This is a genomic window from Bacillus jepli, assembly GCF_047238305.1.
Classification (GTDB): Bacteria; Bacillota; Bacilli; order Bacillales; family Bacillaceae_L; genus Ferdinandcohnia.
Map to the genome: position 1 here is coordinate 3,869,796 of NZ_JBDFMO010000001.1, position 15,253 is coordinate 3,885,048.

13 protein-coding genes are annotated in these 15,253 nt (G+C 37.7%); 3 read left to right on the forward strand and 10 right to left on the reverse strand.

The window, feature by feature from the left end; genetic code table 11:
* Positions 1 to 133: 133 nt before the first annotated feature.
* The 4 genes from ABC371_RS19805 to ABC371_RS19820 all read right to left on the reverse strand — a co-directional run bounded on the left by ABC371_RS19805 (position 134) and on the right by ABC371_RS19820 (position 6,015).
* Positions 134 to 1,870, reverse strand: coding sequence for an ABC transporter ATP-binding protein (locus ABC371_RS19805; protein ID WP_412898360.1), 1,737 nt, complete (start codon positions 1,868 to 1,870; stop codon positions 134 to 136).
* On the reverse strand, positions 1,867 to 3,609 hold the full coding sequence (locus ABC371_RS19810) for an ABC transporter ATP-binding protein (protein ID WP_412898361.1): 1,743 nt from the start codon (positions 3,607 to 3,609) through the stop codon (positions 1,867 to 1,869). The genes ABC371_RS19805 and ABC371_RS19810 overlap by 4 nt, the downstream gene beginning before the upstream one ends.
* A 412-nt stretch (positions 3,610 to 4,021) precedes the next feature.
* The gene (locus tag ABC371_RS19815) at positions 4,022 to 5,530 is read right to left on the reverse strand and encodes a PH domain-containing protein (RefSeq protein WP_412898362.1); all 1,509 of its coding nucleotides are present in this window, start codon (positions 5,528 to 5,530) and stop codon (positions 4,022 to 4,024) included.
* Entirely contained in the window at positions 5,527 to 6,015 is a 489-nt protein-coding gene (locus tag ABC371_RS19820; protein ID WP_412898363.1) for a PH domain-containing protein, read from the reverse strand. The genes ABC371_RS19815 and ABC371_RS19820 overlap by 4 nt, the downstream gene beginning before the upstream one ends.
* Positions 6,016 to 6,242: 227 nt before the next feature.
* Here ABC371_RS19820 and ABC371_RS19825 point away from each other — a divergent pair, with 227 nt between their 5' ends.
* Positions 6,243 to 6,683, forward strand: a complete 441-nt coding sequence (locus tag ABC371_RS19825; protein WP_412898364.1) for a cell wall hydrolase — start codon at positions 6,243 to 6,245, stop codon at positions 6,681 to 6,683.
* A 35-nt stretch (positions 6,684 to 6,718) separates the two neighbouring features.
* Here ABC371_RS19825 and ABC371_RS19830 read toward each other — a convergent pair whose 3' ends face one another.
* The 4 genes from ABC371_RS19830 to ltaS form a co-directional block, all read right to left on the reverse strand.
* Positions 6,719 to 7,861 (reverse strand): glycerate kinase, encoded by a 1,143-nt coding sequence (locus ABC371_RS19830; RefSeq protein ID WP_412898365.1) that lies wholly within the window; start codon positions 7,859 to 7,861, stop codon positions 6,719 to 6,721.
* A gap of 94 nt (positions 7,862 to 7,955) precedes the next feature.
* Positions 7,956 to 9,416 (reverse strand): sodium/pantothenate symporter, encoded by a 1,461-nt coding sequence (panF, locus tag ABC371_RS19835; protein ID WP_412898366.1) that lies wholly within the window; start codon positions 9,414 to 9,416, stop codon positions 7,956 to 7,958.
* Positions 9,413 to 9,697 carry a YhdT family protein gene (locus ABC371_RS19840; protein WP_412898367.1) on the reverse strand — a complete coding sequence of 95 codons (285 nt, stop codon included), beginning with the start codon at positions 9,695 to 9,697 and terminating at the stop codon, positions 9,413 to 9,415. Before ABC371_RS19840 ends, panF begins: the two co-directional genes overlap by 4 nt.
* A gap of 122 nt (positions 9,698 to 9,819) precedes the next feature.
* Entirely contained in the window at positions 9,820 to 11,781 is a 1,962-nt protein-coding gene (ltaS, locus tag ABC371_RS19845; protein WP_412898368.1) for a lipoteichoic acid synthase, read from the reverse strand.
* A gap of 353 nt (positions 11,782 to 12,134) precedes the next feature.
* On the opposite strand from ltaS, the gene ABC371_RS19850 reads away from it, so the two are divergent.
* Complete coding sequence (locus ABC371_RS19850) at positions 12,135 to 13,232, forward strand: metallophosphoesterase (protein ID WP_412898369.1); 1,098 nt, start codon at positions 12,135 to 12,137, stop codon at positions 13,230 to 13,232.
* Between the two features lie 40 nt (positions 13,233 to 13,272).
* Here ABC371_RS19850 and ABC371_RS19855 read toward each other — a convergent pair whose 3' ends face one another.
* On the reverse strand, positions 13,273 to 13,698 hold the full coding sequence (locus ABC371_RS19855) for a DoxX family protein (RefSeq protein ID WP_412898370.1): 426 nt from the start codon (positions 13,696 to 13,698) through the stop codon (positions 13,273 to 13,275).
* A complete protein-coding gene (locus ABC371_RS19860) occupies positions 13,688 to 14,353 on the reverse strand; it encodes an alpha/beta hydrolase (protein ID WP_412898371.1) in 666 nt (221 codons plus the stop codon). Before ABC371_RS19860 ends, ABC371_RS19855 begins: the two co-directional genes overlap by 11 nt.
* Before the next feature lie 238 nt (positions 14,354 to 14,591).
* Between ABC371_RS19860 and ABC371_RS19865 the strand changes: the two genes are divergently transcribed.
* Positions 14,592 to 15,131 carry a helix-turn-helix domain-containing protein gene (locus ABC371_RS19865; RefSeq protein ID WP_412898372.1) on the forward strand — a complete coding sequence of 180 codons (540 nt, stop codon included), beginning with the start codon at positions 14,592 to 14,594 and terminating at the stop codon, positions 15,129 to 15,131.
* Positions 15,132 to 15,253 lie beyond the last annotated feature (122 nt).

Consider the following 15,253-nt stretch of genomic DNA (forward strand, 5'->3'; position numbering starts at 1 on the left):
ATGTATTTCTTCTATTATCACAAGATAAGAAAGAGATATCAAACGAAAGGGCTTCATCGTTGTTTCAAGAATACTTATAAAAGCAACCATGAAAAAGGACCACAGAGCCTTGTACTCGTGTGGTCCAAAAAACTTACGCATATAGTGACTGTGCTTGCATGCGATACATGTTTGCATAAATACCGCCGTGAGCCAATAATTCTTCATGGGTTCCTTGTTCTTTAATGACTCCTCGTTCTAATACAAGAATGCGATCGGCATTTTTGATGGTTGAAAGACGGTGAGCAATAATAAAGGTTGTGCGCCCTTTCTTAAGAACATCCATCGCATGTTGAATTATCTCTTCAGTCTCCGTATCAATATTTGAAGTCGCTTCATCTAATATTAAAATCGCTGGGTCAAACGCAAGTGCACGTGCAAATGAGATAAGCTGGCGTTGACCTGATGAAAGTGTACTTCCTTTTTCAATTACCGGTTCATCGATTCCTTTTTCAAGATTCTTGAGAACTCGCTCTGCACCGACTGCTTGTAATGCTTTCTCTACTTTTTCCCGTGTGATCTTCGGGTCATTCAAGCTCACATTTGAGGCAATGGTACCTGTGAACAAATACGGATCCTGCAAGACGATTCCCATATGCTGACGAATTGTCTGTCTTGGCAAGGTCGTGATGTCGATTCCATCGATATAAATCTTTCCTATGGATGGATCATAAAATCTGAAAAGCAAGTTCATGATTGAGCTTTTTCCAGAACCGGTATGACCAACTAGGGCGACCGTTTCACCACGTTTTGCTTCAAACGATAGATTCTTTAATACATATTCATCATCTTTATAGGCGAAAGTGGCATCATCGAATACCACATGACCATCATATCTTGGCATCGTTTCCTCGGATACCTCTTCCCCTTTTAAATCTAATACATCAAATACTCGTTTTCCTGCCACAAGAGAGCGTTCTAATTGGGAAAACTGATTCACAACATTCGTTATCGGATTAAATAATCTTGTTAAATAATCAACAAATGCGTACAATGTACCCGCTGAGGCAACCTCACCTACCGATAATGATTGTGTACCAAAATATACAATGAAAACTGTGAACATCATGAGACGCAACGTATTTACTAAGTTAAATGAAGTGGCAGAATCTAATAATAATAGTTTTCGTCCATATGCATAATGCTCATTATTCATATCATCAAATTCCTTCGTCATTTGCTTTTCACGACGAAAGGCTTGAATAATCGTCATTCCTTGAATCGACTCATTTATCATCGCATTGATGTCCGCAATTTTTTTACGAATCACTTTATTATACTGTGATGCATATTTCCGGTATAAAATCATCCATACATAAATAAGTGGAATCATGAGTAATGCAAGCATCGCCATTTTCCAATTAAGTATAAATAGGGCAATATAAACACCCGCAATTGAAATAAAGCTTGTCGCAAAATTTGAAAGTACCTGCACGTATAAATTTCTAACGGCTTCTGTATCATTCGTAACCCGTGCGACAATTTTTCCGGCTGGACGTTGATCAAAGAATTGAATCGGCAATGTATGAATATGCCCAAATACATCCTGGCGTAATTTTTGGATGACCCGGTTCGCTCCAACTTGTAAATAAATATACATGAAATATCGTAAAATCGCTGTTGCGATTGCTAAAATGAGATACAAGCAAAGCAACCATGCAATTGGCTGAATTTCAATATTTCCAAGGACCATATATTCATCGATGATGTACTTCGCAATAAATGGACCTGCTAAATCCGTAAAGACTGCAATCGTTAAGAAAAATAGTCCAATAAAAATAGGTCCCTTGTAATACATCGCATATTTTGTTAATCGTTTACCTGTACTCATGCCCGACCCTCCTCTAGCTGCTGACGGTCAAATTGTTCCTTATACCAACCATTTTGTTTTAGAAGTTCTTCGTGAGTCCCTTGTTCTGTAATTTGCCCTTCATCCAGCACGATAATATGATCAGCGTGTTGAACACCAGATAAACGATGTGTCGTAATAATCGTTGTTTTGTCACTTCGCTCATTCTGAATGTTTTCGATGATTCGAGCCTCTGTTTTCGCATCAACTGCGGATAGAGAATCATCCAGGATTAAGATTTCAGGGTCTTTGATAAGTGCACGTGCAATGGACACGCGTTGCTTTTGTCCTCCAGATAAGGAAACCCCTTTTTCTCCAACAAGGGTTTCAAGTCCCCTCGGTAAGTTTTCCAAGTCTTTTTTAAAGTATGCTAAATGAATAGCCTTCTCGATTTCTGCATCTGTAGCATCTTCTTTACCAAACAAAATGTTTTCTCGAATCGTCCGTGAAAATAACACGTGATCCTGTGGAACATATCCAATCCAATCAAGTATTTGTTCCTTCGTTTGTGACGCGATATCAATCCCAGCAATACTGAGTTGACCTTCTTGTAATGGATATTCGCGTAGTAATTGTCGTAAAAATGTCGTTTTACCAGCACCTGTTTTTCCTACAATTCCAAGTGTTTCTCCTTTTTTTAAGGATAGAGTGATCTTCTGCAAATTTTTCACTTGACTCGTTGGGTACTGAAACATTAAATCATGAAATCCTATGTTATTAGGTGTCGAAACAGCAACTGGATCATTTGAATTTTTAACATCTGCCTCATAATTGAGCGTTTCTTGGACACGATCAAGTGAAGCATTTCCTTGCTGCATGACGTTGATCAGTTCACCAATTGCAAAAATTGGCCATACGGCAAGACCTAGATACACATTAAATGTAACAAGCTGACCTACTGTCATTTCACCATTAGCTACAAGAAATGCACCATATCCTAATGCTACGACATAGCTAATACCTGTTCCGACTTTCGTAATCGGGCCAAATAAAGCATTAGTCTTCGCTGTATGCATATTTTTCTGGTATACCTCTTCACTTTTATCAGCAAAGACTTGTTCGTCTTTCTTTTCCTGTACATAGGCGCGAATGACTCTCACACCTGCAACAGATTCTAGAACATTATCATTTAATTCACCAAATGAATCCTGGGCTTTCATATATCGTTCATGGACAATTTTCCCTAAATATTGAATGAGCACGGCCATAATTGGAACCGGTAGCATTGAAAAGAAGGTTAATTTCCACGAAATCATGAATCCCATTGCAAAAATAATCGTTCCCAAAAACAAGGTAGAATCGATCAACGTCATAATTCCAAAACCCGCTGTTAGCGAAACGGAATTCAAATCATTCGTAGCACGTGCCATTAAATCCCCAGTACGGTTCTTCTCATAAAAGGTCGGTGTCATTTTTAAAAACTGCAACATAAGCTTACGACGCATGACTTTTTCTAGGTTTAAAGAACCTTCAAATAATCGGTACTGCCAAAAGAAATTTAAGAAATAGCCAGAAACGATAATGGCTACGAATATTAAAATATATTGAATCAATACATTCCTAGTCATTTCACTTGCTGTTAAAACATCAATAATCGAGCCAAGTAAATAAGGTGGAATCACTTCCAACACTGTGGCGATCATTAACAAGACGATAGCAATTGTATATTGCAACCAATATTTTTTAAAAAACCAACCAAGTTTACCTAATACTTCAAACATATCTCATACCTTCTTTCTCGTTCACAGTTGAAAGCTTTGAGCTACCCACTATCTAGCAACTCCTTGTTGAAAATCAATACTCTTCGCTTTTTCCACATTGTCTTTACTCCCTTTCATGGGTATTCACTAAAAAATCCCACACAAAAAAGATGCATACCCTAAAAAGAGCATGCATCTTTTGTACAGGTATAGTAGGCGTACCATACCTGTACTTGCATTTGGAATCTACAATTCTACAAATAAAGGTATGGACAATGTATAAAATTGTTGTGTAGGTTTCGTGTTTTTGGGTCTCTCATTGTCCTTTCCTCCTTTGTAAAAATTTTTATTAGTGTTCTTGAAGATTACCATTTTTTTCATAACATTGTCAACTACTGTTTTCTCATTTTTTTCACAATAAATGACCTTTTCTTTAAACGGGTGGAATTCTCCCATTACGTTTTACAATTTCAATTTCCTCCTGACGCTGCAAATACCATTTTTCAAACGTATCGGCAAACGGTAAGGGAATATCATGAATTGTTTCGATATGTGTTGGTGTTGAACGATTCATCGTTGTAATGGAAGCTACATCAAAGAGCCTTTGTAATATGGTCTGATCATACGACATTTCAATCACATGTCTTCGCTTCGTTATAAACATACGACTCGTTAGACCACCATGCCACCATTGCACTTGGTCTTCCTTCAACGAAAATCTTGTATGTACGAAATCAAGAATCCGTTGCAAGATGATTAAAAAGAGTAGAACAAGAGATAAGATCCACCACGCCTCGTTGAATCCAAATAGCTCAGGTTTAAAATAAAACAGTCCTATCGTTGCCAGCACCCAAAACCAGCTTGGTTTCAACAATTTTACCCATAAGGACTTGCGCGGTAACCTCTCTAATTGGGTCTCTTTCAACTGATAGATTGGAAGCAATTCTTCAATTAAATCATATGCTTTTAGGACCGGCAAAAATGGATAAAGGGAGTTCACATTGATCGATTCATCCCCTTTATTCGGATTGGCAGAACTGATTAATTTAACTTCTGCTAACCCAAAGAGTCGCTTCATCCATGTTTGCTTCATTTCTAAGCCCTGAATTTTCCTTTTTTCAATCGCGAAATAACTTTCATTTAGAACCCCTCGATCAATATAGATAAATCTATCATCGGATGATATTTCATATTTGCCATAACGAATGAATGTCCTTGCAACACCAAAAGTAACGGCAACAACAACAGCCAATATAAGGATGATGACAAAGAGCCATTTACTTTCGAGTAACACCTGAAAGATACCTTTTATATCATTGGTATCTGGTAAAAGGGGTTCCAAGTAATCCAGCCCTGCAAATACAATCGGGACAATTGCTAGGAAACTTAAAGAGGTAAAGCTCGCTTTCCACAAATCTTTTTTCTCTGGTGTAAAATGAACAGTACGATTTGGTCCATGAACGATTACCTGTTCAGACTCCTCATGATTTTGTATGACTTCCGGCTGTTTATCCGGCTGAACTAAATCAATTAGAAAATTGGCATGTTTCTTCGTTAATACCGCGAAATCGATGGAATCATCCTCCCCATCCATTGCCGTTTCAAAGGTAAGGGAGGTTAGTCCAAAGATTTTATGAAAGACGGATGTTTTTCGCGTGATATTTTGTATTCTTGAAAAAGGAATAGTACTTGTCCGCTTCACAAAAATCCCCTTATGTATATGGAATGTTCGGTCCTTCCACTCATATTTCTCGACAAACCAACTAGCCACAATGTGAACTAGCACCAATATAACAACTAGTAGAAAAGCATATCTCCCATACACAAAAACCCAAGAATCCGAATCCTTTCTTAACACAAATAACAACAAAATAACTACAAAACTACTTTTGATAAATTGATAGATTCGAAAACCGATACTAAGTGGATGGTAACGCATCATTCATCCACTTCCTTTAGTTTTGCATAATCTGCTAATTTCTCTCTTAGCTCTAGCGCAACATGCTCTTCCAAAGCAGGAATTGTATGAGAAGATCCCATTGTCTCCACTTTAATCGCCCTGACGTGAAATCTTTTCATAATCGGACCTTGACTTGTTGAAACGGACTGTATTTTCGTCAACGGAACAGTCACCCATTCTTTTGTTAACACACCATAACGTAGTTGTAGGTATTCATCATTAAACTGATAACTCCAGGTTTGATAAAGTAACTTCGGTTCAATAAAGGACCATATCGCACCAAGTAGGCCGAACACAAGTAGAGCTACCAAAATCCAAAACGCCCATGTTGGCCATGAAAAATAATGATTCAACCAAAATAAAACGCCTAGGACGATAAAACCTATAATATTAGTAATGGTTTCAGTTATGATTCGTATTTTGGGGAAAGCAGGGGATAATTGATTTGTTAATTTTACTTCACTCATATCAGCAACTCCTTGTAGCAATATTCTCTAAAACTCCAACTTTATTTATTAATTACTGATCAATCGAACATCCATGATTTATTTACGATTGCAACTCGAAAAAGTTTCATTTGACCATCTGTCCTACATAGAGTTTGTGAAACGAAATGAGTTCATCAGATAAAAATGATTTAAAACCGACTTTTTTGGTGAAAGGCTTCATACAATTTTTGTAGGGGTGATGAAAAATGCCTAGAGTAAAATATACGGACAATGATGTGAATTTGGTGGCAAGGATGATGAGAGCGGAGGCTGAAGCTGAAGGACGACAAGGGATGCTGATGGTTGGTAATGTCATTGTAAATCGCGCAGTCGCAAATTGTTTGGATTTTAAAGATCTGAGAAGCATACGGCAAGTAATTTTTCATGTACAAGGTGGAAATTATTCATTTGAAGCAGTACAAAAAGGTAACTTGTTTTATAATCCTGCTAGAAATGTGGAAAAAAGGCTAGCGAAGCAAACATTAGACTATTGGAGGGAACATCCTTCCAAGTATTCTCTTTGGTATTTTAACCCGTATGCTCCATGTCCTCCTACATGGTACGGTCAACCATTTGCAGGACAATTTAAAAATCATTGCTATTATGAACCAGAGGCAAACACATGTGATAGCGTTTATTCAGGGTAACCCCACAGATTGTGGGGTTTTTTATATTTTTAACTTTATCCTTTAACTGCCTTTATCAACCGAAAAATTTGGCTGGAGGCTGATTTTAAATTTTCAAATGTATGACTTGTATTCATCGCTTCGTCTAATGTCATTGGTTCATTGATGATCGAAAAGAAAGAGGTGATTCCAAGTTCATTTAAAGCAGACGTATCACCTGTCATTGCACCCGCTAAGGCAATTACCGGGATATTTTTTTGCTGAGCTCTTTTCGCAACACCCAACGGGGCTTTTCCCATCGATGTCTGCCCATCCATCTTCCCCTCGCCAGTTATCACAAAATCAACACCTTCTAAAAGTTGGTTCATTCCTACACTGTCAAGAACCAATTCAACTCCCGATACGAGTTGTCCTTGTAAAAAACCACTAAAAGCAGCTCCAAGCCCGCCGGCAGCCCCAGCTCCTGGAAAGGAGTGAATATTGATATTCATCGTCTGAAGGACGATTTTGGAAAAATGTTTTAACCCATCATCCAGTTCTGCCACCATTGTTTCATCTGCACCTTTTTGCGGACCATAAATATAGGCTGCACCGTTTGGTCCATATAGTGGATTGTTTACATCACAAGCAATTCGAAACGTGCATTCCTTTACGATTGGATGAACAGCAGAAGCGTCAATCTTTGAAATATCTTTTAAATGCTGGCCTCCACATCCAACCTCTTGATCTTTATTATCTAAAAAGCGAAAGCCCAGTGCCTGGAGCATACCAACGCCAGCATCATTTGTGGAACTTCCACCGAGCCCAATCACAAACTCCCTGCAGCCTCTATGGCAGGCATCAAGGATCAATTCTCCTACACCAAAGGTTGTTGTGAGTTTCGGGTTTCTTTTATCAGAAGGAACAAGAGGAAGACCACACGCAGCCGCCACTTCAATAACAGCTGTTTTTTTATCACCTAAAATTCCATACATTGCAGAGATTTTCTCCATTAACGGTCCAGTAACTGTCGTTTCTATCATTTCCCCGTTTGTCGCCTGAATGAACGATTCGACTGTCCCCTCACCACCATCTGCGAGCGGTATGGTAATGATAGTGGCATCAGGATAAACCTCTTCTATCCCTAAAGCAATCGCATTACTCCCTTCAAGAGACGAAATACTACCTTTAAATGAATCAATCGCAATTAAAACCTTCACAGTAGATCCCCTTTTCGCTTATCTTATTAACATAGTACCATTCCAATACTTCGTTCACTATCAAAAAAAACGACAAGCGCTTTACACTTGTCGATTAAGAAAACTTTGCATCAATATTCCGTAAATGTTCAAGGTCTTTTTCCTTCACCAGTAAGCTTACGAGAACATAACTAATAAGCGAGAAAAACACAGGCAAAGCAACCGAATGCATACCAAAGGGTTCTGGATTCGTGGTATGGATCAGAATATAGCTACCTACTCCAACGATGATCGAGGAGATGGCTCCATATTTATTCCCCCTTCGCCAATACAAGCCAAGTACAACCGGCCAAATAAACGCAGCCTCAAGCCCCCCGAACGCAAACAAATTGAGCCAGATTAGCAAATCGGGAGGATTGATCGCCATTAGGAAGACGAGTACACCGACCAATGCGGTTACACTCATACTCAGTCTTTTCACCATTGTCTCTGAAGCATCCGGCTTTATGTAATTTAAATACACATCCTTCACAATGGTAGAGCCTACAATTAATAATAACGAGTTAACAGTAGACATGATCGCCGCCATCGGTGCAGAAAGAACAACCCCAGCCAACCATGGGGGTAATACTTCCATGGCTAACAACGGCATAACTGTATCTGGAACCTCAACCCCAGGAATAATCGCCCTCGCAAAAACACCTGATAAATGCATGCCAAGCATAATAAAGCCAACTACAATGGTTCCGATAATCATCGCTTGGTGCATTGCTTTTGCATGCCGATAGGACATCGCGCGCACAGCAATTTGAGGCAACCCAACAACACCTACCCCTACAAGGATCCAAAATGAGGATAAATAGATTGGAGTAAGGGATCTATCATTTCCAAACGGTGACACGAGATTTGGATTTTGTCCAATAAGTTCTTCGATAATGGCTGGGATTCCTCCACCTGCAATAATCGTTCCGATGAGGATGATCAACGTCCCAATAAACATGATAATTCCTTGTATCGTCTCTGTAAGAGCAACAGCACGAAATCCACCAATCGTCACATAAACTAAAATCGAAATAGCAAAAATAAATAATGAACTTGTATAAGATAAACCTGTCAAGGATTCAATTAATCTGCCACCTCCGACCCATTGGGCAGACATCGAAGCAAACAAAAAGACGATAATACTTCCAGATGAGAGTAAAACCACCCACTTCGAATGATAGCGTTCCTTTAAAAAATCAATAAGGGTTACAGCATTGATCTTACGAGCCACAATCGCGAATTTTTTTCCTAATACCGCAAGAACAAAATACCCTGTTACCACTTGAATCATCGAAAGCAAGACCCACCCAAGTCCGATATTGTATGCAGCACCAGGACCACCGATGAAACTACTTGCACTTCCATACGTAGCAACCATTGTCATAGCTAGGACAAAACCACCTAACTCACGGCTCCCTAGAAAATAATCTTGAAGAAATCCAGAGCTATTCTTTAAACGCCCTGCTGCATAAATTCCAATCATAAAAATAATCACTAATAAACCAAGGAAAGGGATTAATACTTCCCAATTCATAATGAATCCCCTCCCTCATCTTCAAACGGTACCTCTTTAAAGACCATTTTCACAAGAATAATCACCAACAAAACCACCACAATAAAACCAACAACACAACTATAAAAAAACCAGCTTGGTAAACCTGCGATGTATGTATATTCAGAAACCTGCTTTGATCCTAGTCCATACGCAAAGCCAAACCACCATAGGAAATTGAAAACCGCTAAACCGATACCAATTAATGCTTCTTTTTTAGCGACCTTGTATATACGGTCACCTGTATTTTTATTCTTATCCATGCCAATTTCTCCTTACTAAACAATGAATGAATCGTGTTCTTATTTTCCTATCCTGCCCCAAATTGGTGCCTTCCCATCAAAAAAAGCTACCTAAGAAACATCCTTAGGTAGCTTTTTAATCATTATTCGGCTGATTCTTCACCATCAATCAAATAATTGTAATCTGAACGATTAACCGGCTCAAATCCTTGTGGTGTGTAGAATCGTAACAAGTCACCATTTACAACCTTATCAGAAGTTGCTAACTTTTCTTCTACGATGTCCTGAAGCTTTTTCGCAGTGTCTAGCTGGTCTTCTGTGATTTCAACACCTGTTGTTGAATCATAAAACTTACCATCAACTGCGGAAATGGTTGGACTTACGAAATCACCATTACGGAATGGAATCACTTGATCATGTTGTTCAGAAAGTAAGTCTGTTCCGAATTGCATATAATCCTTAGTATCAATTCCAAGCAAGTGTAGTAGTGTTGGAAGAAGGTCAATTTGGCCACCATACTGGTGCTGAACCCCACCTTCCATTCCTGGAACACGGATAAACAATGGTACCCGTTGAAGGGAAGCAGTATCAAATGGTGTAATTTCATCTTTTTCTAGTACTTGCTTCATGGCTTTATTATGGTTTTCAGAGATACCATAATGGTCACCATACATAATGATAATTGAATTATCGTATAAGCCTTTTTCTTTTAAATCATTGAAGAATTGCTCTAATGCTTCATCCGCATATCGTGCCGTTTGGAAATATCCATCAACTGAACGATCACCTGTTGTATGACGCGCAATCGTTGCATCCTCTTCATTAATTTTATACGGGTAGTGATTTGTTACTGTAATAAATTTTGTATAAAACGGCTGTGGTAATGTGTCTAATAAATCAGCCGATTGCTCATAGAATGGTTTATCCATTAGTCCATATTCAGCAAGGTCTTCTGGATTCATTTGATAATAGCTTGAATCAAAGAAATGATCATAGCCAAATGACTTATAAATTTCATTCCGGTTCCAGAAGCTACCTGAGTTTCCGTGGAATACAGCAGATGTATAACCTTCTTGTCCAAGGATTGCTGGAGCAGCCTGATATGTGTTCAAGCCTTTCGTTGTAAAAGCAGATCCCTGCGGTAGACCATATAATGAGTTTTCAAGAAGAAATTCCGCATCAGCTGTCTTACCTTGTGCAGTCTGATGGAAGAAATTATCAAAGTAAAGGGTATTTCCTTCATTCACTAATGAATTTAAGAAAGGTGTTACCTCTTCCCCGTTCAGCTTGTAATTGATTAAGAAATTTTGCATGGACTCAAGGTGAAGATAAATAACGTTCATGCCTTTACCAACTCCAAAATATTCGGGATTTGGTTCAGCATAGTTTGCTTTTGTATAGTTAATCACTTCAATGCTATCATTACTATCCGCTAATGCTCTTTGTGTAGAAGCCTTTGTACTTTGAACAGCATCGTAAATCGTGTAGTTATACATACCTAAGTATTTCACGATATAATGGCGGTCAAAGCCACGTGTTAATAGCTGTGGACGATCAGCCTCTGCTAGAGAAAGGTTAACAGCTGAAATTAAAATCGCAAATGCAAATAATGCGGCTACTTTTAAACCTCTCATACTATTTGTTGTCGTCTCAGTCTTCATTTTTTTAAATAAAAACAACCCTAGAAGGACGATAAAGTCAATAAAGAATAAGAAATCATATGGTTTTAAAAGTGAAACAACACTACCACTCACATCACCAAAGTTCTGTGTTTGGAACAATGTTGGCAATGTAATGAAGTCACTAAAGAAACGGTAATATACAATATTCGCGTATAAAAGGAAAGACATTAGAAAATAGATAATGAGAAGTCGTCTATATCCCTTTTTCTCTTTCCCTAAGAATGCTAGACCTAAAAAGAATAAAGCCGATCCAAGTGGATTCAAAATCAATAAAAAAGTCTGTAATGAATTATCAATATTTAAGTTAAATTCGGTTGATTGCGAAATAAATGTTTTTATCCAAAGGAATAACACCGCTAATAAGTAGAAGCCAAAAAAGCTAGTGAAGATATTTTGACCACGTTTTAGAATATTCTTTTTCATGATTGCACCTACCTTCAATCTAAACAAAAATTATTTCAATAACTAAAATCGTAAAAACTATTTTACCAAGCAAATATGAACAAATTATTAACAAATGTAATTAAATTTACATTAGCGATACATTCACTTACTTTACTACGTTTCGTCAAAAAGTCAATAGTTCTTTAAAACCCCGAAATTTTCTTGCAACTTATGTATTCCCTTACACACTAGCCTGTACACTACATTTACAAACTTTTATAAAATACGTTACATCCTTCTCATTTATGACCAATTTTTCTTTACAAAAGGAAGCAAAAGCAAAGACGAAACGATTGCTTTCAATTATACTACTATAAAAGGAATTACTTTAAATGGAAAGGGCTATTCGAACTATGTTTATTCTAGCAATTCTCCTATTTCTCTTGCTTTATAGTGGTATGAGCTTTTATTTTGGGTATATGGGTTGGGTGTGGCTCAAACATTCATTTTCTTTTCGACATAAAAAGACATACACCTTAGTCATTCTGGTGTTATCATTAGCCATTTTTGTTGGTTACTCTACATCATCAGCTATTCTGCAGACGATCGGGTATTATTGGCTCATCCTTGTAGGATTTGGACTTATCTTCCTCCCAATCGCTACCCTAAGCTTCTTTCTATTAAAAAAGAAAGGCATTCGTGCACTTGGATTCGTGTTACTCTCGGTGTACATCCTAATCTTTAGCTTCGGAACTTTCTACGCATGGAGTCCTGTTGTACAAACGTATCATCTTTCGATCGACAAAAATGTCGAACGGGATCGTTTAAAAATTTTAATGGCTTCTGATCTTCACCTCGGTAGTATTGTTGGTAAAAATCATCTTGAAAAATTTGTCCATTTAGTAGAAGAAACTGATCCAGATATGATCTTACTTCCCGGGGATCTAATCGATGATCACATTGAGCCATTTTTAAAAGAAAACATGGGTGAGATGATGCAAAAAATCGGCGCACCACTTGGTGTCTATGCCACACTTGGAAATCATGACTACTACGGACAAGATAACGAAAAAATTGTCGAAGAAATGGAGAAGCTCGGGATTGAGGTATTAACTGATGAAGTAACGATGATTGAAAATGACATCTATATTATAGGAAGAAATGATGCTACAGATAAAAATCGTGTCGAAATGTCAAAGTTAGTTTCAACACTTGATTCATCAAAACCGATGATTATGCTCGATCATCAGCCAAATGAATTAGATGCTGCAGAGGCTAACGAGATCGACTTGATTCTGTCAGGACATACCCATCGTGGACAAGTCTTTCCTGGAAATCTAATTACTAACTTGCTTTATGAGAATGACTACGGCTTATTAGAAAAAGGAAATATGCATTCCATCGTATCTTCTGGATTTGGAACATGGGGACCTCCCCTTAGACTTGGAACAAGGTCAGAGGTTGTGATGATTAATGTAGACTTTAAATAAAAAAGCATTACCTTATGTACAAAGGTAATGCTTTTTCTCCTTAATTAATAGAAGATGTCGTATTTTCTTTCCCTTTTAAAATCAGTTGATCAAGAGCAAACGCCTTCGAACCAGTGATAGCAAGCATCACAGCCATTGCTAGAAATGCTAAATCTAATTCATAACCTGCCATTTGTCCATTACCTAAAAAGCCAATTGCAAGTTTCACTTTAACAATTGCCCCAACCATTACGATCGCAAATAGGATAGACACGATTCTGCTAAATAATCCAAGAACTAACATAATTCCACCAACAAGCTCAATCACTGCTACTCCATATGCTAAAACACCTGGTAGTCCAATGCTGTCGAACCAGCCAACCGTGTTTTCAATTCCGTCTTGAAACTTCACAAGTCCATGAACAAAAAATGTAATACCTAAAACAACTCTTATAATTAAACTACCTAATTCAAATTTATTTTCCATTTCCAATTCCTCCATTTTTCAATTTGTTCGTGATCCATTCCCTTAAATCACGATAATTTTGTAGTGATACGGTATGCCCTTCTGGATATGAATGAAAGCTCACATTCGCTCCAAGCTTTTCAAAAAACTCCTTACTCTCCACTCCCCATTGATACGGCAACACAGGGTCTTGTTGCCCATGCGAAATAAAGATTGAAAGATTTTCGATAGATTGAATGTCATATTCCTCTTTTACAAAACGAGGAATATACCCGCTCAAAGCGACAATGCCCTTAATTCGATCGCCTAATGAAAGCCCTAAAGTCATCGAAACGATAGCTCCTTGACTGAATCCTACTAAATAGATGTTTTCTTGATCAATCGGATAACTTTGCGAAGCATAATCAAGATAATGTGTGAGTTGACCAATACTATGGTCAAATACTTCTCTGTGTGGTTTGCCATAACCTTCAATTGTAAAAAAGGCATAGCCTGGTGGTTGTGTTAATGGACCACGAATACTAAAAATATAAAAAAACTCCTCTAACCCTTTTGTTAATGAGAGGAGATCTTGTTCATTGCTCCCCATCCCATGCATTAGAAACAACGCTGGATATTTTTTATTAGAATCAATTGTTGAAGGATTACGTAGTTCATAAACAAAAGGTGAATTCAATTCTATCAGTCCTTCCTTCATGTTATTTACTTAAAGTATCCCCACAATGAAGTATTTATATAGGAATAAAATATTCGTATGAAGAAACACAAGGGCAAAAAAAGAAAACCTCTAAGGTTTGTTTCTTAATATGAATATTTGTTGTTTATAAGATAACAAGACCTGTGGTAGATTGTCAACATTTTTTTTGCTAATATAAAAATATGTTTCCTACTAGAATACAAGTGAGGTACGAATTATGGATATTGGCACTAAAATTCGCGCAATACGAAATCGCAAAAAAATAACCATCGCCCAAATGTGCGAAGGTACTGGCCTTTCAAAGGGGTTTATCAGTAATGTTGAAAATAACAATACCTCTCCATCGATTAATACATTAAAAACAATTTCTGATTTCTTAGAGGTTCCGCTTCCCTACTTATTATTAGAAAAGAAAGAGCATATGCGAGTCGTTCGTAAGGATGCTCGTACAAAAACATCCTTTAATCATTTACAAGTGGAACATCTCACCTCAAAGGGCGGCTTACGCATGATGATTGTCGAATGTCCGCCAGGTGCTTCCATGGGAGAACCGAACGCTCATGAAGGAGAAGAATGCCATTTAGTCTTAAAAGGAAAAATTCTCGCTGAACAAGGAGAAGATTCCGTTATCGTAGAAGAAGGAGACTCCTTCAGCTGGAATGCCAGTGTTCCTCATTTTGTAAAAAATATCGGAGAAACAACTGCTGTGATTCTGATCTCCGTCTACTCCAATTCGGAATTGAATGATATTTTATAGTTTTGTTTTAAGCCTGCGGAAATCGCAGGCTTTTTTTTCCTTGGTTATTATTTATTCGGCTACAAATAATAAAAAAACTTTGACATCGTTTTAAAAATCATGTACATTATCTAATGTGCGAA

What these genes read in the sequence shown, in the direction of transcription:
- ABC371_RS19865 (WP_412898372.1), top strand. Translation starts at nt 14,592, where the DNA reads ATGGATATTGGCACTAAAATTCGCGCAATACGAAATCGCAAAAAAATA.
- ABC371_RS19850 (WP_412898369.1), top strand. Translation starts at nt 12,135, where the DNA reads ATGGAAAGGGCTATTCGAACTATGTTTATTCTAGCAATTCTCCTATTT.
- panF (WP_412898366.1), bottom strand. Translation starts at nt 9,416, where the DNA reads ATGAATTGGGAAGTATTAATCCCTTTCCTTGGTTTATTAGTGATTATT.
- ABC371_RS19820 (WP_412898363.1), bottom strand. Translation starts at nt 6,015, where the DNA reads ATGAGTGAAGTAAAATTAACAAATCAATTATCCCCTGCTTTCCCCAAA.
- ABC371_RS19815 (WP_412898362.1), bottom strand. Translation starts at nt 5,530, where the DNA reads ATGATGCGTTACCATCCACTTAGTATCGGTTTTCGAATCTATCAATTT.
- ABC371_RS19825 (WP_412898364.1), top strand. Translation starts at nt 6,243, where the DNA reads ATGCCTAGAGTAAAATATACGGACAATGATGTGAATTTGGTGGCAAGG.
- ABC371_RS19840 (WP_412898367.1), bottom strand. Translation starts at nt 9,697, where the DNA reads ATGGATAAGAATAAAAATACAGGTGACCGTATATACAAGGTCGCTAAA.
- ABC371_RS19855 (WP_412898370.1), bottom strand. Translation starts at nt 13,698, where the DNA reads ATGGAAAATAAATTTGAATTAGGTAGTTTAATTATAAGAGTTGTTTTA.
- ltaS (WP_412898368.1), bottom strand. Translation starts at nt 11,781, where the DNA reads ATGAAAAAGAATATTCTAAAACGTGGTCAAAATATCTTCACTAGCTTT.
- ABC371_RS19805 (WP_412898360.1), bottom strand. Translation starts at nt 1,870, where the DNA reads ATGAGTACAGGTAAACGATTAACAAAATATGCGATGTATTACAAGGGA.
- ABC371_RS19810 (WP_412898361.1), bottom strand. Translation starts at nt 3,609, where the DNA reads ATGTTTGAAGTATTAGGTAAACTTGGTTGGTTTTTTAAAAAATATTGG.